This is a genomic window from Bradyrhizobium sp. Ghvi, from assembly GCF_900115265.1.
In the GTDB taxonomy this organism is placed as follows: domain Bacteria; phylum Pseudomonadota; class Alphaproteobacteria; order Rhizobiales; family Xanthobacteraceae; genus Bradyrhizobium.
This window is the reverse complement of record NZ_FOVU01000001.1, coordinates 231,320-251,535: the sequence shown is the minus strand read 5'-3', so window position 1 is coordinate 251,535 and position 20,216 is coordinate 231,320. Positions and strand designations below refer to the sequence as shown.

At 63.8% G+C, this 20,216-nt stretch carries 18 protein-coding genes and 1 pseudogene; 12 read left to right on the top strand and 7 right to left on the bottom strand.

The window, feature by feature from the left end:
* Positions 1–105: 105 nt before the first annotated feature.
* The 3 genes from BM374_RS01195 to BM374_RS01185 all read right to left on the bottom strand — a co-directional run bounded on the left by BM374_RS01195 (position 106) and on the right by BM374_RS01185 (position 3,389).
* Entirely contained in the window at positions 106–1,329 is a 1,224-nt protein-coding gene (locus BM374_RS01195; protein WP_177248032.1) for an ABC transporter substrate-binding protein, read from the bottom strand.
* Between the two features lie 320 nt (positions 1,330–1,649).
* On the bottom strand, positions 1,650–2,582 hold the full coding sequence (locus tag BM374_RS01190) for an alpha/beta hydrolase (protein WP_092290100.1): 933 nt from the start codon (positions 2,580–2,582) through the stop codon (positions 1,650–1,652).
* A gap of 237 nt (positions 2,583–2,819) precedes the next feature.
* Positions 2,820–3,389 carry an alpha-ketoglutarate-dependent dioxygenase AlkB gene (locus BM374_RS01185; RefSeq protein ID WP_092288774.1) on the bottom strand — a complete coding sequence of 190 codons (570 nt, stop codon included), beginning with the start codon at positions 3,387–3,389 and terminating at the stop codon, positions 2,820–2,822.
* Positions 3,390–3,468: 79 nt separating this feature from the next.
* Between BM374_RS01185 and BM374_RS38385 the strand changes: the two genes are divergently transcribed.
* Positions 3,469–3,609, top strand: a complete 141-nt coding sequence (locus BM374_RS38385; protein WP_164938899.1) for a hypothetical protein — start codon at positions 3,469–3,471, stop codon at positions 3,607–3,609.
* Here the strand turns inward: BM374_RS38385 and BM374_RS40080 are convergent.
* Together BM374_RS40080 and hydA are read right to left on the bottom strand one after the other, a co-directional pair.
* Positions 3,606–3,754: pseudogene (locus tag BM374_RS40080) on the bottom strand (ATP-binding protein); the annotation flags it as partial. The gene BM374_RS38385 and the pseudogene BM374_RS40080 sit on opposite strands and share 4 nt — an antisense overlap.
* Before the next feature lie 200 nt (positions 3,755–3,954).
* A complete protein-coding gene (gene hydA / locus BM374_RS01180) occupies positions 3,955–5,409 on the bottom strand; it encodes a dihydropyrimidinase (RefSeq protein ID WP_092288773.1) in 1,455 nt (484 codons plus the stop codon).
* Positions 5,410–5,777: 368 nt separating this feature from the next.
* On the opposite strand from hydA, the gene BM374_RS01175 reads away from it, so the two are divergent.
* The 4 genes from BM374_RS01175 (at position 5,778) to BM374_RS01160 (ending at position 8,938) form a co-directional block, all read left to right on the top strand.
* Positions 5,778–6,842, top strand: a complete 1,065-nt coding sequence (locus BM374_RS01175; RefSeq protein ID WP_092288772.1) for an amidohydrolase family protein — start codon at positions 5,778–5,780, stop codon at positions 6,840–6,842.
* Positions 6,843–7,043: 201 nt separating this feature from the next.
* The gene (locus tag BM374_RS01170) at positions 7,044–8,156 is read left to right on the top strand and encodes an amidohydrolase family protein (protein WP_092288771.1); all 1,113 of its coding nucleotides are present in this window, start codon (positions 7,044–7,046) and stop codon (positions 8,154–8,156) included.
* 5 nt (positions 8,157–8,161) lie between these two features.
* Positions 8,162–8,575, top strand: coding sequence for a Rieske (2Fe-2S) protein (locus BM374_RS01165; RefSeq protein WP_092288770.1), 414 nt, complete (start codon positions 8,162–8,164; stop codon positions 8,573–8,575).
* Between the two features lie 156 nt (positions 8,576–8,731).
* Positions 8,732–8,938 carry a hypothetical protein gene (locus BM374_RS01160; protein ID WP_092288769.1) on the top strand — a complete coding sequence of 69 codons (207 nt, stop codon included), beginning with the start codon at positions 8,732–8,734 and terminating at the stop codon, positions 8,936–8,938.
* A 9-nt stretch (positions 8,939–8,947) separates the two neighbouring features.
* Here BM374_RS01160 and BM374_RS01155 read toward each other — a convergent pair whose 3' ends face one another.
* Entirely contained in the window at positions 8,948–9,793 is an 846-nt protein-coding gene (locus BM374_RS01155; RefSeq protein ID WP_092288768.1) for an SDR family NAD(P)-dependent oxidoreductase, read from the bottom strand.
* A 186-nt stretch (positions 9,794–9,979) separates the two neighbouring features.
* On the opposite strand from BM374_RS01155, the gene BM374_RS01150 reads away from it, so the two are divergent.
* The 4 genes from BM374_RS01150 (at position 9,980) to BM374_RS01135 (ending at position 15,150) form a co-directional block, all read left to right on the top strand.
* Complete coding sequence (locus BM374_RS01150; protein ID WP_092288767.1) at positions 9,980–11,476, top strand: aldehyde dehydrogenase family protein; 1,497 nt, start codon at positions 9,980–9,982, stop codon at positions 11,474–11,476.
* 122 nt (positions 11,477–11,598) lie between these two features.
* Positions 11,599–12,726 carry an alkene reductase gene (locus BM374_RS01145; protein WP_092288766.1) on the top strand — a complete coding sequence of 376 codons (1,128 nt, stop codon included), beginning with the start codon at positions 11,599–11,601 and terminating at the stop codon, positions 12,724–12,726.
* A gap of 151 nt (positions 12,727–12,877) precedes the next feature.
* A complete protein-coding gene (locus BM374_RS01140) occupies positions 12,878–13,381 on the top strand; it encodes a GFA family protein (protein WP_092288765.1) in 504 nt (167 codons plus the stop codon).
* 107 nt (positions 13,382–13,488) lie between these two features.
* Entirely contained in the window at positions 13,489–15,150 is a 1,662-nt protein-coding gene (locus BM374_RS01135; RefSeq protein ID WP_092288764.1) for a thiamine pyrophosphate-binding protein, read from the top strand.
* Positions 15,151–15,317: 167 nt separating this feature from the next.
* Here the strand turns inward: BM374_RS01135 and BM374_RS01130 are convergent, their stop codons facing one another.
* Positions 15,318–16,697, bottom strand: a complete 1,380-nt coding sequence (locus BM374_RS01130; protein ID WP_092288763.1) for an LLM class flavin-dependent oxidoreductase — start codon at positions 16,695–16,697, stop codon at positions 15,318–15,320.
* Positions 16,698–16,967: 270 nt separating this feature from the next.
* Here BM374_RS01130 and BM374_RS01125 point away from each other — a divergent pair, with 270 nt between their 5' ends.
* From BM374_RS01125 to BM374_RS01115, 3 genes are all read left to right on the top strand, one after another.
* Positions 16,968–18,362 carry a M20 family metallopeptidase gene (locus BM374_RS01125; RefSeq protein WP_092288762.1) on the top strand — a complete coding sequence of 465 codons (1,395 nt, stop codon included), beginning with the start codon at positions 16,968–16,970 and terminating at the stop codon, positions 18,360–18,362.
* Positions 18,363–18,452: 90 nt separating this feature from the next.
* The gene (locus BM374_RS01120; RefSeq protein ID WP_092288761.1) at positions 18,453–19,364 is read left to right on the top strand and encodes an amino acid ABC transporter substrate-binding protein; all 912 of its coding nucleotides are present in this window, start codon (positions 18,453–18,455) and stop codon (positions 19,362–19,364) included.
* A 116-nt stretch (positions 19,365–19,480) separates the two neighbouring features.
* A complete protein-coding gene (locus tag BM374_RS01115) occupies positions 19,481–20,212 on the top strand; it encodes an amino acid ABC transporter permease (RefSeq protein ID WP_092288760.1) in 732 nt (243 codons plus the stop codon).
* Positions 20,213–20,216 lie beyond the last annotated feature (4 nt).

Below are 20,216 nucleotides of genomic sequence, written 5' to 3'. Positions count from 1 at the left end.
CCGATTGAGAGAGTCCCCGTGTGGCACCCCTCTCCCTAACTCTCCCCCCTTGTGGGATAGGGCGGGGGAGAGGGGTGGCTCAGCAAAAGGTGCGCGTGATAAGTCCTACCTCGCTGCGCCCTCGGTAAACGCCGTCTCAATCACTTCCCCAAAAGGCTGCCAGGAGCGGCCGTCGAACTGGACCAGCCGCATCTGCTTGATCGGCAGATAGCTGTCGGGCGAGCTGTTCATCCTGATATTGGGCAACGCGACGGAGGGGTGATAGTCCCGCAGCGATGCCGCCTGACGCATGATGTTCTCGCGCGACAGGTCGTCGCCGCATTGCCTCAGCACCTTGGTCAGCGCCTCGGCCGCGGCGTAACCATAGAGCGCTGCGCTGTTGTTGGTGCTTTCGACCCGGTGGTACTTGTCCATGAAGGCGAACCAGTCCTTCATGCCTGGATCGTCTTTCCACGCGGGATCGCTCGGATCCTTCAGGAACGCCGCCGAGATCACGCCGGCCGAATTCTCGAGGCCCGCGGGTGCCATCGCATTGGCGATCGAGGCCGAGGCATCGTTGACGATGAAGACCGGGTGCCAATTCAGCGACGCCGCGAGCTGGATGACCTTGGAAGCCGTCGATGGCACGCCGAGGAAGACGAAAATGTCGGCCCCCGCGCGCTTGAGGATCGACACATGTCCTTCGAGATGCTGGTCCGAGATGTCGAAGGCGACGTCCACGAGGACGAGACGGTTCAGATCGCCAAGGCCTTCCTGGATGCCCTTGTAGAGCATGCGGCCGAACTGGTCATTCTGCCAGAGCACGACGATCTTCTTCCGGGGATAATAGGCCTGGATATAGTTTGCGTAGATGCGCCCCTCGGAGCGGAATGGCGGTTGCCAGCCCATGGTCCAGGGAAACGCCCTGGCCTGGCTCAGTTCCTCGTCGCCGGAGGCGACGAACAGCTGCGGGATCTTCTTCTCGTTCAGGTACGAGCGCGTGGCGAGATTGCCTGGAGTGCCGAACGATCCGAACATCAGCTGCACGTTGTCCTTCTCGACGAGATCGCGGGTCAGGTCCAGCGCGGTTGCAGGATCTGAATTGTCGTCGCGGGTGATGAAGCGGACCTTGCGGCCGTTGATGCCGCCGTGATCGTTGACCATGTCGAAATAGGCAGCCTCCGCATTGCCGATCGCACCGAACTCCGAGAGCGGCCCCGAATAGGGCACGATGTTGCCGATGCGGATTTCGTCGTCGGAAGTGGGTTGGTCCGAACGCTGCTGCGACATCGCCCCGAGCGAGGCGAGCGCGGTGATCAAAACGAACAGCAATCTGCCGGTGACGCGCATGCTCGACACCTTATCGTTGGCCCCCAACGAGATCGGCTCAGTCCGCACCAAGGCGAGTTGATCTACGTCAAGCGTTTGGCGATCCTATGGCTGGATGGATCGACGAAAGCGGCAGGCGTGCTGACGCGGCGGTTGCGATCAACAACGTCGCACTACCCCCGTCATCCTGAGGTGCGAGGCTCGCGATGCAGCGCATCGCGGGCGGAGCCTCGATGGATGAACGGCCAGGCTGCATCCAAGCGGAGACAGCCGGCCATCGCCCTTCGAGGGCCGCTGAAGAAGCGGCCACCTCAGGGAGACCGGGATGGATTGATCGGCCCCTACGGCAGCCCGCGCGCCTCCAGCTGATGCACCAGCAGGAGCGTCGGCTCGGCGAGGCTGTCGCCGGAGCCGTCGAGGCCGAATGCAGCCGCGATGCCGTCGTGGCTTCGCAGCACGGTCGTGCGCGGGCAGTGGCCGGCGCCGCAGAGCGTCTTCTTCAGGGTCTCGCCTTGCGCGACCAGGTTCGCGGCATCGTTCGCCGCCCAGGCCAGCAGGATCGGCTCGTCGACGTTGAGAATGCCCGGAAAGACCGACCGCTTGTCGTATTGGCTGGCGTCGTTACCGAAATAGGCCTTCTCGCTGTCACTGGCATCCTTGCCGGCGCGATAGATGCCGGACACCAGCACGACGGCGGCGACATCGGCCCGGTCGGCCTGAAGTTCGGGATGCGCGAGCAGGCTCGCGACATGGAAAGCGCCGGCGCCATAGCCGACCGCGACGATCTCGCGGGCATCGCCGTTGAACAGGTCGATATTGCCGTGGACCCAGGACAATGCCGCGGCGACGTCGGCCGCGCCCTTTGGCCAGGTCGCCGCGGGCGCAAGGCGATAGTTCACGCGCACCCCGATCATGCCGTTGCGGGCGGCAAAGCACATCGCTGCGTCCTGGATGTCGCGGGACAGCTCCGGTGCGCCGCGGTCGCCGGTGAACGTGTCGCCTGTCACGAACAGCAGCACCGGTCGCGGCGTGTCCGCCTTGGTAGCCTCGCTGGTCGCGACGTCGAGCACATTGGCCTCGCTGTCGCCATAGCGCAGGCCGCGCGAGAAGGTGACCTGCTCGCAGAGCCGTGCGAGGCCGCCGGCGGTGGTGTCGCTGTCGGTGAGGCCTATCAGGACAAGATCGGACGGCGCGGTTGGCCGCACCGGCGCCAGGCCATGTGCGGAGGCCGCTGTCATGGTCAGAACAAGAAAGAATGCCAGACAATTCTTGATCATGGTGGTGCCGGCTTTGCGCGCTCTATGTTCGTGTTGTTGGTTTCTCTTGCGGCGATTTCACGGCACGCTTGCCTGGTTCGCATTCCCGCATCTGAATGCAATGCACGGGCCATGCAGCGATTGCGCCGGGCAGCCGATTTGGCGCGACGGATCAGACAGTTGTCACGTGCGGCCGTCCCTCGTCCCGGGAGAGCGTTCTACTGTGCATGGGGTTGTTTTCGCGTTTTTGGTCCGTCAGCCCTGCTTCATCGTCCGGAACGTGATGGAGTAGCGGTGCGCCTCGACCGGCGGGATGCTGTGCTCCCATTGCGCGCGCGCCTCGCCCTCCATCATGTAGAGCGAGCGCGGTAGCGCCTCGAGCGTGTAGCGCTCCCATTTGTCGCCGCGTCGACGGCGGAAGCGGAATTTGCAGGGAGAGCCCAGCGACAGTCCGAGGATCTCCTTGAAGTGCGGCTTGTCGCGGTGCCAGCCGATGCCGACGCCGACATCATACTCGGTGCACAGCACCTGCCGCACGCTCCCCTCGGCGAACCCCGCCCATGTCTCGGCCCGACGCGCGACCGGCCGCACCCAGTCCGGGATCGGCTCGGCCTCGGTCAGCCGCTGCTGCGAATAATCGTATTGATAGCCGAACCACGCCACCCGGCGGTTGCCCTCGAACGCGCCGAACTGAAAGCGCTGGAGCGGCAATGCTGCGATGCGGCCGATCAGCTCCTGCTCGGCGGCGGCGTCGACAAAATTGTCCGTATAGCGCAGGCCCGCCGGCCCCGCCTGCGGTTCGCTGAACAAGCCAAGTTGCGTCATCCCTCGCATTTCCGTGATGGAACCTGATGGCGTCTGGTGCGACTTATCTATGACGCGGAGAGTGATGTGCGAGGCTGTCATGGCAGAGAAGCATTCCGCCGATCCGGTAGAGATCATGCGGGCGACCGGTCATCCTGAACTGGAATATGCCGCCGGCTGGACCATCGCGGGTCTGGTCACCATCGGCACCATCGTCGCCGCCTGGGTGTTCGCGATCTAGGCGGCAGGGAATTGGAGCTCGAAGGCTACGCCCTCGTCAGAGGGCTTGAGCCCGATCGACCCGCCATGGCTCGCCATCACCGCGCGCGCGATGGCGAGGCCCATGCCGGTCCCGCCCTGGTCGTGAAGAACGCGTCAAAGATCCTGGATGCGACAGCACGATCAGCGCCTAACTTGGCGGAATGGCAGCCAGTCGGTCGCTTCCAATTCCCTGACCGACGTGTTGAGCTTGGCGCTGAAATGATCGGTATCAGTGCGCACGCGGCCGATGACCTGAGCGACGTCAAGAGCGAGGTCGTTGTTGCGGGTGCTCGACCGATTGCGAGCGACCAAGGCGGCCTGATCGCTACGGCGTCACTGCTCCGCGGCTTACGGCCCGCGGGGCGGTCAGCTCCTTCCACGTCGAATTGGCGACGTGCACCGGCGAGAAAGCCGGTCGCTCGACATAGTGCCCATCGCCCGCCTCGGCGCGCAGATCGCCATCCTTCCACACGATGCGACCGCGCGAGATTGTCGCAGCAGGCCCGCCGGTGCAGGCAAAACCTTCGAACACATTATAGTCAATCCGGCTCATCTGCCGCTTCGCGCTGATGGTCTTGGTCGCCTTCGGATCCCACACCACGATATCGGCATCCGAACCCACGGCGACCGCGCCCTTGCGCGGATAGATGTTGAGGATGCGGGCGATGTTCGCCGAGGTTACCGCAACGAATTCTTCCTTGGTCAGCCGCCCCGTCGCGACGCCGGCGGTCCACAGCAGCGCCAGGCGATCTTCGAGGCCGCCAGTGCCGTTCGGGATCTTCCTGAAGTCGCCGCGGCCAAAGCGCTTCTGCTCGGTGGTGAAGGCGCAGTGGTCGGTCGCGACCACTTGCAGCGAGCCGGACTGCAGGCCGGCCCATAGGCTGTCCTGGTGCGACTTGTCGCGGAACGGCGGCGACATCACCCGCTGCGCGGAATGATCCCAATCCTTGTTCTGATATTCGCGTTCATCGAGCAAGAGATGCTGGATCAGCGGCTCGCCATAGACGCGCTTGCCCGCGGCGCGTGCGCGCGCGATCGCCTCATGTGCTTCGCGGCAGCTGGTGTGAACGATATAGACCGGCGTGCCGGTCAAATCGGCGATCATGATGGCACGGTTGGTGGCTTCCCCCTCGACTTCCGGTGGCCGTGAATAGGCGTGGCCCTCGGGGCCGGTGACGCCGCGCGCGATCAGCGCCTCCTGCATCAACGCAACGACGTCGCCGTTCTCCGCGTGCACCACCGGCATGGCGCCGAGATGGGCGCAGCGCGCGAACGAGTTGTAGAGCTCGTCGTCATTCACCATCAGAGCGCCCTTGTACGCCATGAAATGCTTGAAGGTGTTGATGCCGTAGGTTTTGACCACGGTCTCCATCTCGTCATAGATCTGCTTCGACCACGACGTCACCGCCATATGGAAGCCGTAGTCGGCGGCTGCCTTCTCGGACTTGTGCCGCCACTCCTGATAGGCCGCGAGCATCGACTGGCCGGGGTCGGGCAGGCAGAAATCCACCACCATGGTGGTGCCGCCGGTCAGGGCCGCCTTGGTGCCGGATTCGAAGTCGTCGGCGGTGACGGTGCCCATGAAGGGCATTTCGAGATGGGTGTGCGGATCGATGCCCCCCGGAATGACATAGGCGCCGCCGGCATCGATGATCTCCGCGCCGGTGGGTGCTGCGATCGATGCGCCGATCGCGACGATGCTGCCGCCCTCGATCAGCACGTCCGCACGGCGCGAATGATCATGATTGACGACGGTGCCGCCACGGATGAGGAGGGACATGGGAACTCCGGAGGAGGGGGAAAGGACGGAACGTACTAAGCTAAGCGCGCCGGTCACGATGCGACAGGCGAAATTTTAGTCAACTCCTGCTCGGCAGTTGCGCCGCCCGCGCGCTGCGCGAGAACCCTTCTGATCCCGCCGCCAACATCGCGATCGCGCTGGCGTAGCGTATCTTGCGACGGACGATGCCGAGCTTCGCGCGATGACGGCCTGATCTCATATCGCGCCTGCGAAATGCAACCGAGCCATGACGGATCGCACGTATCCGCGCTCTTGCGCGCCAGCACCGGGCGGCGCAGTCTGCGTTCGCGACGCAATGAACGTCGCCAACAAAGACGGGCCGACAGAGCCTTGGCGAGGAAGCATCCATGGCGGTGACGCGGATCGACTGCGACATCCACCCGGCTGTTGGTGGCACGCGCACGACGCTGCTGCCTTATCTTAGCGATCACTGGAAAGAGCAGGTGCTGAGCCGCGCCATCGACGGTCTCGATCTCACCTCCTATCCGCCAAGCATGCCGCTGACTGGCCGCGCCGACTGGCGTCCGACGAACGGCGCCAAGCCAGGCTCCGATCTCGCCATGGTGCAGAAGGGGGCGTTCGACCAGCTCGGCGCCAGCCACGCCATCCTCAACGTGCTCTACGGCGCCCAGGCCGTGTTCGATCCCTACATGGCCGCCGACTTCTGCAAGGCGATCAACGACTGGATCGCCGCCGAATGGCTGTCGCGTGATCCGCGTTTGCGCGCCTCCATCGTGGTGCCGATGCAGGCGCCTGATTTGGCGATCGATGAGATCGAGCGCCGTGCCGGGGACAACAGGTTCGTCTCCATCCTGGTGCTGGCGCAGGGCGAGACGCTGCTCGGCCGCCGGCATTACTGGCCGGTCTATCAGCTCGCGGAGAAATACAAGCTGCCGCTCGCGATCCATGCCGGCTCGCAATATCGGCAGGCGCCGAGTTCGGCGGGCTGGCCGTCGCACCGTTACGAATATTATTTCGTCGAAGCGCAGGCGTTTCAGGCGCAGATCCTGAGCCTGATCTACGAGGGCGTGTTCGGCAAGTTTCCGGACCTCAAGGTCGTGCTGATGGAGTCGGGCGTGAGCTGGCTGCCGGCCTTCATGTGGCGCGCCAACAAGACCTGGCGCGGTGTCCGCGTCGAGGTGCCCTGGGTCGAGCGTGAGCCGGCATCGATCATCCGTGACAATTTCCGCGTGACCATGCAGCCGTTCGACGCACCTGCGGACGCAAAAAGCGTCGCGGAGATCATCGACCAGATCGGCTCGGACAAGATGTTCCTGTTCGCATCCGACTATCCGCACTGGCAGTTCGACGGCGATGATCCGATCCCGCCGCATCTGCCGAAGAGCATCATCAGCAAGATGTGCGTCGACAATCCGCTGGAAACGTTTCCGCGGCTTAAATTGAATGCGTGAACCATGTTGAATTTCGAGCCGGGATTACAGCTGCCACACCTCTCCCGCAGGGAGAGGTCGGATCGCATCGAAAGATGCGATCCGGGTGAGGGGTTTCGCTCTACCGGGATTGCCGCGCCCCCTCACCCGGCGCTTCGCGCCGACCTCTCCCCGACGGGGAGAGGTGAAGCGACTGCCACAAGAGGTTTTTAGGAGGTTCGCATGAGTGAAGTCATCGACCGTCCGCTGCGCGACGACGAGAGGCCCGCGGCATCACGGCTGCGGATCGTCGATTGCGACGTGCATCCGAGCCTGAGATCGACCGACGATCTCAACGGGTTCCTGCCGAAGCGCTGGCAGCAGCACCTGAAGGAATATGGCAGCCATCTGCGCACGCCCTATCTGTTCACGACGCCCTATCCGCGCTCTTCGCCGCTGATCGCCCGGCGCGATGCCTGGCCGCCGACGGGCGGGCCGCCGGGCTCCGATCTCACCTTCATGCAGCAGCAGCATCTCGATCCGCTCGACGTCGAGTTCGGCATCCTGCAGGTGCTCGACCTCTTCATCTTCTCGCAGCAGAATCTGGAGTTCGGCGCCGCGATCCAGCGCGCCATTAACGACTGGCAGCTGGCGTTCTGGTCGCACCGGGATCCGCGCCTGAAGGCCTCGATTCTGATCGGACAGGATGGGGTGGATCTCGCCATCGCCGAGATCGAGCGGTGCGCAAAAATCGGCGAATACATCCAGATCAACGTCTCGCCGCGCGCCAACGAGCCGCTCGGGCGCCGCCGCTACTGGCCAATCTACGAGCGCGCGCAGGCGCTCGACCTGCCGCTCGGCATTCATGTCGGTGGCTATGGTGGACATCCACCGACCGGCGGCGGCTGGCCGTCCTACTATGTCGAGGAGCACCAGTCCAATGCCCACACTATCGCGGCGCAGCTTGCCAGCCTCGTGATCGAGGGCGTGCCGGAGCGCTTCCCCAAGTTGAAGATCGTCTTCATCGAGGGCGGCTTCGGCTGGATCCCGTCGGCGGTATGGCGCATGGACCAGCATTTCGAGCGCTTTCGCAGCGAAGTGCCCCATCTCAGGCGCAAACCGTCGGAATATGTCCGCGAGCATTTCTGGTTCACGACCCAGCCGATCGACGAGCCGGACGAGGCGCGGCATCTGCGCGCGCTGATCGAATGGGTCGGCATCGACCGACTGCTGTTCTCGTCGGACTATCCGCACTGGGACTTTGACGATCCGCGCTTCGCCTTCAAGACGCCGCTGACGGAAGTCGAGCAGAAGAAGATCTTCAGCACCAATGCCCGCGCGGTCTACAAGTTCTGACCAACATGGCCCGCCACATCGTCGCGTCCACGTCAGAGATCCCGCCCGGCGGCAACAAGGTCGTCGAGGTCGCGGGTCGCGACATCGTCGTGTTCCACGTCAATGGCGAGTTCTTTGCGCTGCTGAACCGCTGCCCGCATGAAGGCGCGCCGCTGGAGAAAGCGGCCTGCGTGGCGCGGCTGACCTCGCCGGAGCCCGGCGTCTACGAGCGTTCGCGCGTCGGCGAGATGCTGCGCTGTCCCTGGCACGGCTGGGAGTTCGACATGCGCAACGGTCAATCCTGGTTCGATCCGAAACGCGTCAAGGTCAGGTCATATCCTGTCGCGGTGGAACGCGGCGACGAGCTCCAGAAGGGCCCGTATGTTGCCGAGACGTTTCCGGTACATGTCGAAGACTCCTATGTGATTGTGGAGGTTTGAAGTCACACCTGCTGTCATTCCCGGACGATGCGAAGCATCGGAATCTCGTCTTTCCGGGTCTGGTCCTTCGGACCATCTCGGGATGACGGATCACGCATTGAGATTCCAATACAAGTGCGATATGGCTCTCGCGCTTTCCAGAGGCGGAGACGAGCTTTGTCGAAACAATCCCTGCGAGAAGAGGCCGAGCGCCTGATCCGCGAATCCTTGGAAAAGAAGACCATCGTCGTGAAGCAGGGCACCACCCGGATCGAGGCGGTCTGCGGCAAGTGCGGCGCGCCAAACCGGGTTCAGGCGGAAAAAGGCCAGAGCCGCGTCAAGTTCGCCTGCAAGAATTGCGGGCACAAGCAGGAGACGCTGTAGGCGTGTCGCCTAGCCTCCTTCCGCAAACTTCTTGAACGCGTCCGCATAGTCCGGATGCCAGCGCGACAGCGGCGGACGGTTCTCGACGATGTCGCCGGTGGCCCAGAGCATGCGCTTCTCGTCGAGCGGGCGCGGCACGTCATTGTCCGGGCAGAGAATGTAGAAGTCGCCGGCCTCGAGCCGCGCCAGCATGAAATCGACAGTCTGTTCCGGCGTCCACGCGCCGGCGGGCTTTTCGGTGCGGCCCTTCGCCGTGAGGCCCGTGAACACGAAGCCCGGGATCAGCAGGTGCGCGGTGATGTGGCAGTCCCTGGTGTTGCGCAACTCGTGCTGGAGCGCTTCCGTAAACGCCTTCACGCCGGCCTTGGAGACGTTGTAGGCGGGATCGCCGGGCGGGGTGGTGATACCCTGCTTCGAGCCGGTGTTGATGATCAGGCCGGCTTTGCCGCGTGCGATCATATTGGGCGCGAAGATACGCGCGCCGTTGATGATGCCCCACATGTTGACGCCGATGATGCGCTGCCAATTATCAGGCTCGCCGAACAGCGTGCTGCCCGGCTGGATGCCGGCGTTGTTCATCAGCAGGTCGGTGCCGCCGAAACGCGCGCCGACGGCGCGTTCCAGTTCCATCACGCTTTCGATTCGGCTGACGTCGGCCGCGGACGTCATCACATTCGCTGCGCCCGCAATCGATGACAGTTTTGTTGCGGCCTCCGCCAGCCTGTTCTCGTCGACATCGACGATGCACACCTTCATCCCGGCGCGCGCGAACGCTGTGGCCGCGGCAAGACCGATGCCGGATGCGCCGCCGGTGATCACGGCGACATTGCCTTTGGCGATGACAGGATGCGGCATGGCTGTTCTCCGGAACTTGCTTTTCTTCGAGCTAGCACACGGCGCGCACGCGACCCCGCCCAAGTCGGCATGGCAGGGCTTCGTTCCACGCCGACTTTACGCCTTTTCGGCCCCGCTGTATTCTGCTCGACCTAACCATCCCAGCCAGATCGAGCTCAATCAATCACATACCCAGGGAGTGCAGCCATGGCTGTGTCGCAGGCTATTCCGATCACGCGCCATCCGTTCGCCAACGGGTCCTACAAGCAGATGCTGATCGACGGGAAGTGGGTCGATGCTGCTTCCGGAAAGCGCTTCGAGACCCACAACCCCGCCACCGGCGAGCTGCTCGCAACAGTGGCCGAAGGCGACAAGGAAGATATCGACCGTGCCGTCGCCGCCGCCCGCCGCGCTTTCGAAGGACCCTGGAGCAAGGTCAAGCCGTTCGAGCGGCAGAACCTGCTCCTGAAGCTCGCCGATCTCGTGGAGAAGAATTTCGACGAATTGTCGCAGCTCGACACGCTCGACATGGGCGCGCCGCTCAGCCGCACCCGTGCCTATCGCCTGCGTGCCGTCGGCATGCTGCGCTATTACGCCGGTCAGACCACCGCGATCCACGGCGAGACCATCGAGAATTCGCTACCCGGCGAGATCTTCTCCTACACGCTGAAAGAGCCGATCGGTGTGGTCGGCGCCATCATCCCCTGGAATGGCCCGCTGACCGCGACGATCTGGAAGATTGGGCCTGCGATCGCGACCGGCTGCACGGTGGTGCTCAAACCGGCGGAAGAAGCGCCGTTGACTTCGCTGCGTATCGCCGAGTTGGCGATGGAAGCCGGCATTCCGCCGGGCGTCATCAACGTCGTGCCCGGCTATGGCGAGACCGCGGGCGCGGCGCTGGCCTCGCATCATGACGTCGACAAGGTCGCCTTCACCGGCTCACATGTCACGGGCCAGTCGATCATCCGGGCGTCGGCCGGCAACCTCAAGCGCGTCTCGCTCGAGCTCGGCGGCAAGTCGCCGGACATCGTGTTCGCGGACGCCGATCTCGATGCGGCCGTGCCGGGCGCGGCGATGGCAGTGTTCGCCAATTCCGGGCAGATCTGCAGCGCGGGCACGCGGCTGTTCGTTGAGCAGGCGATCTATGAGGAATTCGTCGGCCGCGTCGCCGAGTTCGGCAAGAAGCTGCAGGTCGGCAACGGCCTCGATCCCAACGTCCAGATCGGTCCGCTCGTCTCGGAGCAACAGCTCGATCGCGTCACCGGCTATCTCGACATCGGCCAGAAGGAGGGCGCGCGTGCGCTCGCCGGCGGCGGCCGCGTCACCGAAGGCGCGCTGTCGAAGGGCTTCTTCGTCTCGCCGACGGTATTCGCGGGCGTGCAGGACAACATGCGCATCGCGCAGGAGGAAATTTTTGGCCCGGTCATCTCCGCCATCGCGTTCAAGGACATGGACGAGCTGGTCAAGCGTGCCAACAACACCACCTTCGGCCTCGGCTCGGGCCTGTGGACGCGTGACGTCACCAAGGCCCATGCGGTTGCAAAGCGCCTGCGCGCCGGCTCGGTGTGGGTGAATTGCTACCAGGCCATGGATCCGGCCGTGCCGTTCGGCGGCTACAAGATGAGCGGCTACGGCCGCGAGTCGGGCAAGCAGCACGTCGAGGAATATCTCAACGTGAAGGCCGTCTGGATCAAGACGGCGTAAGACCAGTTCTCTCGCTGCATTCCACGGGAGAGAATATCTGCCTTTGCGAGGGGCGGCACCTTTTCCGGGTGTCGCCCCGCGCTATATGCTTGCCATCCTTCCACCGTCATTTCGGGGCCCACATGAAATTTCCGGCGTTGTTTCGACCGTTGCAACTCGGTCCGTACAAGCTCGCGCATCGCGTCGCGATGGCGCCGCTGACGCGCATGCGCGCCGAGCGCGATAGCTTCGCTCCGCGCCCGCTCAATGCCGAATATTATGGTCAGCGCGCGACCAAAGGCGGCCTGATCATTGCCGAAGCTTCGCCGGTGCTTTCGCAGGGCCGCGGCAACCCCGCAACGCCCGGCATCTATTCGGAGGCTCAGATTTCCGGCTGGCGCAAGGTGGTCGATGCCGTGCACGCCAAGGGCGGCATCATCTTCCTCCAGCTCTGGCATGTCGGCCGCGTCTCGCATTCCTCCTTCCACGGCGGGGCTCTGCCGGTCTCGGCATCGGCGATCCCGATCAGGGCCGACGGCATGAAGGCGATGACGGCGGACGGCAAGCTCGCCGAGTACGAGACGCCGCGCGCACTGGAGACCGGCGAGGTCAAGGGAATCGTCGAGGCCTTCAGACAGGCCGCGAAGAACGCGCTCGCCGCCGGCTTCGACGGTGTCGAGATCCACGGCGCCAACGGCTATCTGCTCGAGCAATTCCTGCAGTCGCGCAGCAACCAGCGCACCGATCAATATGGCGGCTCGATCGAGAACCGGATGCGCCTGCTGCTTGAAGTGACCCAGGCCGCAATCGACGTCTGGGGCGCGAACCGTGTCGGCGTGCGGTTGTCGCCGCACGGCATCGCCAATGATTCGGTCGAGCCCGATCCGATGCCGCTCTACACCCACGTGGTGAAGGCGCTCGACAAGCTCGGTCTTGCCTATTTGCACCTGATCGAACCGCGCTCCAGCGGCGCCGGCCGTGCCGATGTCCACTGGGAGAATGTGCCCTCGGCCATGGTGCTGTTCCGCCCGTATTACAGTGGCGTGCTGATGACCGCCGGCGGCTTCACCGGCGAGACGGCAAATGCGGCGATTGTCGAGGGCCACGCCGACCTCGTCGCCTTCGGCCGCATCTTCATTTCAAATCCCGATTTGCCGCGGCGCCTCGAGCATGGCTACCCGATCACGCCCTACAACCGCGCGACCTTCTACGGCGGCGAGGAGAAGGGGTATACGGATTATCCTGTTTATGACGAACTGACGCCGGCGTAGCTCTCTCCGTCATTCCGGGGCGCGACGAAGTCGCGAGCCCGGAATCCATCTAGCCGCATACCTGGAGGTGGGATGGATTCCGGGCTCGATGCTTCGCATCGCCCCGGAATGACGAGCTTGCTGCGCTCGCAATGACGACGGAGAGAACTTTATGGCCAAATCCGCAGCCGCCGCAGGGATCGCCACCGGCCAATGCCTCTGCGGCAAGGTCACCTTCGAGATCGACGTTCCCGCCCGCTGGGCCTGGCACGATCATTCCGCCGCCAGCCGCCGTGCCCATGGCGCGGCTTACGCGACCTATGTCGGCAGCTGGAAGAAGCGCTTTCGCATCATTTCGGGCAAGACCGCGCTGACCCGCTACGAGGACAAGGCGACCAAGACGGCGCGCAGCTTCTGCTCGCATTGCGGCACGCCGATCGCCTATGAGCGGCCACGCGGGCCCCACATGGTCAACATCCCCCGCGCGCTCTTCAAGGAGCGTACCGGCCGCCAGCCGCTCTATCACATCGCGATCGAGGAGCTCCAGGAATGGGCCTATACCGGCGAGCCCCTGGTGCCGCTGAAGGGTTTTCCCGGCGTGGTCTGGCAGCGCTCGACAAAGAAGAAGCGTGCGGGCGGCGAGGACCCGTTCGAGCTGGGGCGGGAGGAGACGTAGCGCCGCCCCCGCGCAACGCAGCCATGACCGGGCTTCCTTGCGCGCTTCCCAAAATTCCGGCCATCATGTGCCGTCCTTGCGGCAACGTCCGCGCCCCTGGAGGAAACATGAAGAACAAGATCACCGGCCGCTCCGCCTTTCTTGCGCTGCTCAAGGACGAGGGCATCACGCATCTGTTCGGCAATCCCGGCACCACCGAGCTGCCGATCATGCATGCGCTGAAGGACCATCCTGATCTGACCTATGTGATGGCGATGCAGGAGAGCCTGGTGGTGGCCATCGCCGACGGTTACAGCCGCGCCTCTGGAAAGCTCGTCGCCTGCAACGTCCATGTCGCCCCCGGCCTCGGCAACGCGATGGGCTCGCTCTACAACGCCCGGTTCACGGGCACGCCGATGATTCTCACCGCTGGCCAGCAAGAGCAGGGTCATGGGTTGATGGAGCCGGTGCTCTATGGCCCCTTGGTGCGCATGGCCGAGCCGCTGGTGAAATGGGCAGTCGAAGTCACGCGGCTGGAGGATTTGCCGCGTATCGTCCGCCGCGCTGCCAAGGTCGCGACCACGCCGCCGACCGGGCCGGTGTTCATCTCGCTGCCGGGTGACATCCTCAACAGCGAAGCCGGCATCGATCTCGGCCGCTCCACCCGCATCGATGCGCGCGCAAGGCCGTCGGATGAGGCGCTCAGGGCGTTCGCCGCGCGTCTGCTCAAGGCCGAACGGCCCGTCATCGTCACCATGGACGAGGTGGTCAAGAGCGACGCGCTGAAGGAGGCGGCCATACTCGCAGAATTGCTCGGTGCCGCCGCCTACCAATCCTCGACGCCCTATGGCGCGCACTTTTTATCGGAAAATCCGTGCTTCATGGGCTCGCTCGCGCGCGTGCAGAAGGTCGCGCGCGACACCCTCGCGCCTTACGACCTCCTGATTGCGCTGGGCGGCGATCCCCTGCGGATGTCGGTCCATAGCGAGGTCGATGCGCTGCCTGACGGACTCGGCATCGTGCAAATCGGTCTCGTCGATTGGGAGATCGCCAAGAACTACGGCGCCGAGATCGCGCTCAAGGCCGACGTGAAGGAAACGCTGCGTGCGCTAATTCCGGTGCTCAAGGAGATGGGCGGCCCGACACTCACCGATCGGGCGAGGCAGCGTCTTGCCGAGCTGGCGCCGAAGAACTGGACCGCGCGTCGCATCGCGTTGGTCGAGCAGATCGGCAAGAGCGCGGGCCGCACGCCGGTCGATCCGGATTATTTGGTCCTGCAAATGGTCGGGGCCATGCCCGATCATGCGATCCTGGTCGATGAAGGCCTCACCTCCAGTCGCCAGGTCACGGCGCTGCGTCCGCATCGCGACCGCTACGGCTATCACGGCCTTGCCTCCGGCGGCATCGGCTGGGGCTTGCCCGCGTCCGTTGGTGCCAGCATTGCCAATCCGGATCGGCCCGTCGTCTGCTTCTCAGGTGATGGCAGCGCGATGTATTCGATCCAGTCGCTGTGGACGGCTGCGCATCACAAGCTGCCGCTCAACGTCGTCATCGCCAACAACGGCGGCTACCGCATCATCAAGCAGCGGCTGCTCGCCTTCCATGGCGACGACAATTATGTCGGCATGGATTTCGTCGATCCGCCGGTGGATTTTGCCGGCGTTGCGAAGGCGCTGGGATGTGAGGCGATCAAGATCAGCGATCCGCGCGAGCTGAAGGCGACGCTGACGTCGGCCTTCAATCGGCCGGGCACGAAGCTGATCGAGGTGATGGTGGACGGGAGGGTTTGAGACGCGACCGAACCTCCACATATTCAGTGTCATCGCCCGGCTTCGACCGGGCGATCCAGTATTCCAGAGGCAGCTGTTATCTACTGCGAAGCCGCGGCGTACCGGATGCCCCGGTCAAGCCGGGTCAAGCCGGGGCATGACAGCGAGTATGTGGCGCGACCTTCCTTCTATCCCTTCCGTCCCACCCGATACCCCGCCGCCGGATGCGGCGCATCGAGCCTCGCGCGTCCGTCGCCGAACAGCTTCTCGCGCAGCGTGCCGTTCGCATATTCGCTCTTGTACCGTCCGCGCTTGGTCAGCTCCGGCACCAGCATGTCGGCAATATCCTCAAAATCGCCGGGCGAGATCGCAAACGCGACGTTGAGGCCGTCGACATCGGTCTTCTCGAACCAATCCTCGATCTTGTCCGCGACGCTTTCAGGCGTGCCGGCCACGACAGGGCCGGCGCCGCCGATGCCGACATGTTCGATGACGTCGCGCACGGTCCAGACCCGATCGGGATCACCGCGGGTGACGTTGTCGAGTGCGCTGCGGCCCGCATCGTTCTGGACGTGGCGGACCTGCTGGTCGAGCTCGTAGCCGGAGAAATCGATGCCCGTCCATCCCGACATCAAGGCGAGCGCGCCTTCCGGATTGATGTGCGAGCGGTAGTCGGCATATTTCGCCGCCGCTTCAGCTTCGGTGTTGCCGAGGATAATCGTCATCATGTTGAACATCAGGATCTCGGCCGGGTTGCGGCCGAGGGCGGCGGCCTCCTGGCGGATCGCGGCGACGCGCGGCGCGATGATCTTGGCCGATGGTCCCGACATGAACACGCATTCGGCGTGCTTTGCGGCGAACTGCCGGCCGCGCGGCGAGGTGCCGGCCTGGTACAGCACGGGCGTGCGCTGCGGCGACGGCTCGCTGAGATGAATGGTGTTGTTGATGCGGTAGTTCGCGCTCTCATGATTGATGCGATGAACCTTGCTGGGGTCGGTGAAGATGCCGCGCTTGCGATCGCGCAGCACGGCGTCGTCCTCCCAGCTTCCCTCCCAGAGCTTGTAGACCACCTCCATATATTCATCGGCGATGTCGTAGCGGTCGTCGTGTCCGATCTGTTTGTCCTTGCCCGCACCGCGCGCGGCGCTGTCGAGATAACCGGTGACGACGTTCCAGCCGATCCGTCCCTCGGTGAGATGATCGAGCGTCGACATTCGCCGTGCGAACGGGTAGGGCGGTTCGAACGAGAGGTTGCTGGTGACGCCGAAGCCGAGATTTTTCGTCACCGCGGCCATCGCCGAGAGCAATAGGAGCGGCTCGTTCGACGGCGTCTGTGCTGCATTGCGCAAGGCTGCGTCAGGGCTGTTGCCATAGACGTCGTAGACCCCGAGCACGTCGGCCAGGAACAGTCCGTCAAAACGGCCGCGTTCCAGCGTCTTGGCGAGATCGATCCAGTAGGGCAGGCGGTTATATTCGGCAGTGCGATCGCGCGGATGGGTCCACAAGCCCGGTGACTGGTGTGCGACGCAGTTCATCGCAAATGCGTTGAGCCTGATCTGTTTGGCCATGCTGGTCCCCTGGCGCCCTGTACCGAGCGCTCTTCGAATGATAGACGTGCGCCCCAACTTGGCGACGTTCTTGCATATAACTGGCCCATAGCAAGGGCCAAAGGAGAAAGGCTGACGCTTGGCAAGTCAAAATCAGCGGTCTCCTGCCCTTGGCAAGTCGATCTCAAGAGAGCAATTACGAAATCCCAAGAACGATCCAAGCCCCGCCACTTTCGAGGATCGGCGTAGCCAGCTACGCTCTCCGATCTTGAAACCTTGAAAACGAAAGCAATGACCAGAGCCGACGCCATCGCCCGCGCCCGGGACGACTTCAAATCCGGCGCCTTCCTCGCTGAACTCGACCGCCGCGTCGCCTACAAGACCGAGAGCCAGAATCCGGCGCGCGGCGCCGAGCTGCGGGCCTATCTGGAACAGGAGATGATGCCCTCCTTCGCGGCGCTCGACTTCACGAGCCGGCTGGTCGAATCCCCCAGCGGCAAGGCGCCGTTCCTGTTCGCCGAACATCACGAGAGCGTCTCGGCTCCGACCGTCTTGATTTACGGCCATGGCGATGTCGTCGACGGCATGGAAGGAGAGTGGCGCGACGGCCGCGATCCCTGGCGCACGACGGCGGCGGGCATTCGCCTCTATGGTCGCGGCACCGCCGACAACAAGGGCCAGCACAGCGTCAACATGGCCGCGCTCCGGGCCGTGCGCGAAACCCGCGGCGGCAAGCTCGGCTTCAACGCCAAGTTCATCGTCGAGATGGGCGAGGAGATCGGCTCGCCTGACCTCGGCAAGGTCTGCGACCTCAACCGTGACGCGCTCAAGGCTGACCTGTTCATGGCTTCCGACGGGCCGCGGCTGTCGGCGGATCGGCCGACCTTGTTCCTGGGCTGCCGTGGCGGCATCCGCATTCATCTCGATGTGAATCTGCGCGACGGCGGACACCATTCCGGCAATTGGGGCGGCGTGCTCGCCAACCCCGCGACCATCCTGGTCAATGCGATCTCAACGCTGGTCGACGGGCATGGCCGGCTTCAGCTCGAGGCGCTGAAGCCGCCGCGGCTCACCAACCAGATCCGCAGCTATCTCGCCGACGTGCAGGTGGTCCCGAGTGCGGACGAGCCCGCGCTGGCCGAGGTTTGGGGCGAGGACGGTCTGTCGCCGGCCGAGCGGCTCTATGCCTGGAACACGCTGGAAGTCCTGGCGATGTCGTCGGGCAATATCGAAAAGCCCGCCAATGCCATTCCGGGCCACGCCAACGCCGTGCTGCAACTGCGTTTCGTGGTCGGCACCAAGGTCGATGGCCTGATCGACGCGATCAGGGCCCATCTGGTTGCGAAAGGCTTTCCGATGGTCGAGGTGCGGGCAGCCCAGAGCTTTGCCGCCTCGCGTACCGATTTCGACAGCCCCTGGATCAAATGGGCGGCCGATTCAGTGCGGGAAACCACCGGCAAGGCGCCGGCCGTGCTGCCAAATTTCGGCGGCTCGCTGCCGAATGACGTGTTTTCCGAGATTCTCGGCCTGCCGACGCTCTGGGTCCCGCACTCCTATCCCGGCTGCTCGCAGCATGCGCCCAATGAGCACATCCTGCTGCCATTGACCGAAGAGGCCTTGACCGTCATGGCGGGGCTGTTCTGGGATCTCGGGGAATTGCAGAAGCCACTGACCTCGGCCCGTTAACCTGAGCCTTCGATCCAGCCGAAAGTCACATTCTAATCCGGGCCGATTTGTGCTTGCATCCGGCCGCATCATCCTGAAAGGGGACAAAAAGTGAAATACCTCCGTAGCATCGGGCTCGCGCTCGCCGCGACCTTCGCTGTCAGCCAGGCTGGGGCCGAGGAGCTGACCGGCACGCTGAAGAACATCAAGGACACCGGCGCCATCACCTTGGGCTTCCGCGACTCCTCGATCCCGTTCTCCTATCTCGACGACAACCAGAAGCCCGTCGGGTTCGCGATGGACATCTGCTACAAGATCGTCGACGCCGTGAAGAAGGAGCTCAAGCTCGACAAGCTCGAGGTGAAGCTCAATCCCGTCACCTCCGCGACCCGTATCCCGCTGATGGCCAATGGCACCATCGACCTCGAATGCGGCTCGACCACCAACAATGCCGAGCGTCAGAAGCAGGTGTGGTTCACCAATACCCACTTCCTGACCGCCAGCCGCTACGTCTTCAAGAAGTCGAGCGGGTTGAAGTCGATCGACGACCTCAAGGGCAAGACGGTGGTCTCCACTGCCGGCACCACCAACATCAAGCAGCTCACCGAAGCCAACGTCGAGAAGAAGCTTGGCGCCAACATCATCCCGGCCAAGGATCACGCCGAAGCCTTCCTGATGGTCGAGACCGACCGCGCCGTCGCCTTCGTGATGGACGACATCCTGCTCGCCAGCCTCGTCGCCGGCTCAAAGAATCCGTCTGATTACGTCATCTCCAAGGACGCGTTCTCCAAGCCGGAGCCCTACGGCATCATGCTGCGCAAGGACGACGTCGCCTTCAAGAAGGTGGTCGATGCTGCAACCGCCGCGCTCTACACCTCCGGTGAAGGCGAGAAGATCTACGACAAGTGGTTCATGCAGAAGATCCCGCCGAAGGGCCTCAACCTCAACACGCCGATGTCGGAAGAGCTGAAGCACGAGTTCGCCAAGCCTTCGGACTCGCCGAACCCGGACGACTACAAGTAAGATAAAACCTCGATCTTTCGATCGGGATCATGTCCGGCCACTCTTGACACCAGAGTGGCCGGACATTTGCATAAGCGGCGGGACATCTCTGACTGGCGCGTTCGCGCGGGGGACACGTGAACTACCATTGGAACTGGGGAATCTTTTTCCAGCCGAACCCGATGGGGACCGGCACCTACCTCGACCTCTTGCTGTCGGGCCTGGCGCTGACCCTCGAAACCGGAGTGCTGGCCTGGATCATCGCTCTGATCACCGGATCGGTCGTCGGTGTGATGCGCACGTTGCCGTCGAAAGGCGCCAACTGGTTCGGCTTCGCCTACGTCGAATTCTTCCGCAACATGCCGCTCCTGGTGCAGCTGTTCCTGTGGTTCTTCGTGCTCCCGGAACTGCTGCCGAAATCAGCTGGCCTGTGGCTGAAGCAATTGCCGAATGCGCCGTTCTGGACCGCTGCGATCGGTATCGGCCTGTTCATGTCGGCCCGCGTTGCCGTGCAATTGCAGGCGGGAATTACGTCGCTGCCGAGGGGGCAGAGAATGGCGGCGACCGCGTTAGGGCTGACGACGGTGCAGGGCTATCGCTACGTGCTGCTGCCGATGGCGTTTCGCATCATCCTGCCGCCGCTGACCTCCGAGTTCCTCAACACCATCAAGAACACCGCGGTCGCCATCACCATCGGCTTGCTCGAGCTGACCGGAGAGGCGCGCTCGATGCAGGAATTCTCGTTCCAGGTGTTCGAGGCCTTCACCGCCGCGACACTGCTCTATCTCCTCGTCAACGCCGTTGTCGTGACCGCGATGCGCTTCCTCGAGCGCTACGTCGCGATCCCCGGCTACATCACGGGGAAGTAGCGCC

Excerpts from the sequence above, each read along its gene's own strand:
- BM374_RS01185 (WP_092288774.1), bottom strand. The coding sequence starts at position 3,389 with ATGACGCAACTTGGCTTGTTCAGCGAACCGCAGGCGGGGCCGGCGGGC.
- BM374_RS38385 (WP_164938899.1), top strand. The coding sequence starts at position 3,469 with ATGGCAGAGAAGCATTCCGCCGATCCGGTAGAGATCATGCGGGCGACC.
- BM374_RS01140 (WP_092288765.1), top strand. The coding sequence starts at position 12,878 with ATGGCCAAATCCGCAGCCGCCGCAGGGATCGCCACCGGCCAATGCCTC.
- BM374_RS01155 (WP_092288768.1), bottom strand. The coding sequence starts at position 9,793 with ATGCCGCATCCTGTCATCGCCAAAGGCAATGTCGCCGTGATCACCGGC.
- BM374_RS01135 (WP_092288764.1), top strand. The coding sequence starts at position 13,489 with ATGAAGAACAAGATCACCGGCCGCTCCGCCTTTCTTGCGCTGCTCAAG.
- BM374_RS01165 (WP_092288770.1), top strand. The coding sequence starts at position 8,162 with ATGGCCCGCCACATCGTCGCGTCCACGTCAGAGATCCCGCCCGGCGGC.
- BM374_RS01195 (WP_177248032.1), bottom strand. The coding sequence starts at position 1,329 with ATGCGCGTCACCGGCAGATTGCTGTTCGTTTTGATCACCGCGCTCGCC.
- BM374_RS01170 (WP_092288771.1), top strand. The coding sequence starts at position 7,044 with ATGAGTGAAGTCATCGACCGTCCGCTGCGCGACGACGAGAGGCCCGCG.
- BM374_RS01130 (WP_092288763.1), bottom strand. The coding sequence starts at position 16,697 with ATGGCCAAACAGATCAGGCTCAACGCATTTGCGATGAACTGCGTCGCA.
- BM374_RS01175 (WP_092288772.1), top strand. The coding sequence starts at position 5,778 with ATGGCGGTGACGCGGATCGACTGCGACATCCACCCGGCTGTTGGTGGC.
- hydA (WP_092288773.1), bottom strand. The coding sequence starts at position 5,409 with ATGTCCCTCCTCATCCGTGGCGGCACCGTCGTCAATCATGATCATTCG.
- BM374_RS01150 (WP_092288767.1), top strand. The coding sequence starts at position 9,980 with ATGGCTGTGTCGCAGGCTATTCCGATCACGCGCCATCCGTTCGCCAAC.
- BM374_RS01145 (WP_092288766.1), top strand. The coding sequence starts at position 11,599 with ATGAAATTTCCGGCGTTGTTTCGACCGTTGCAACTCGGTCCGTACAAG.
- BM374_RS01125 (WP_092288762.1), top strand. The coding sequence starts at position 16,968 with ATGACCAGAGCCGACGCCATCGCCCGCGCCCGGGACGACTTCAAATCC.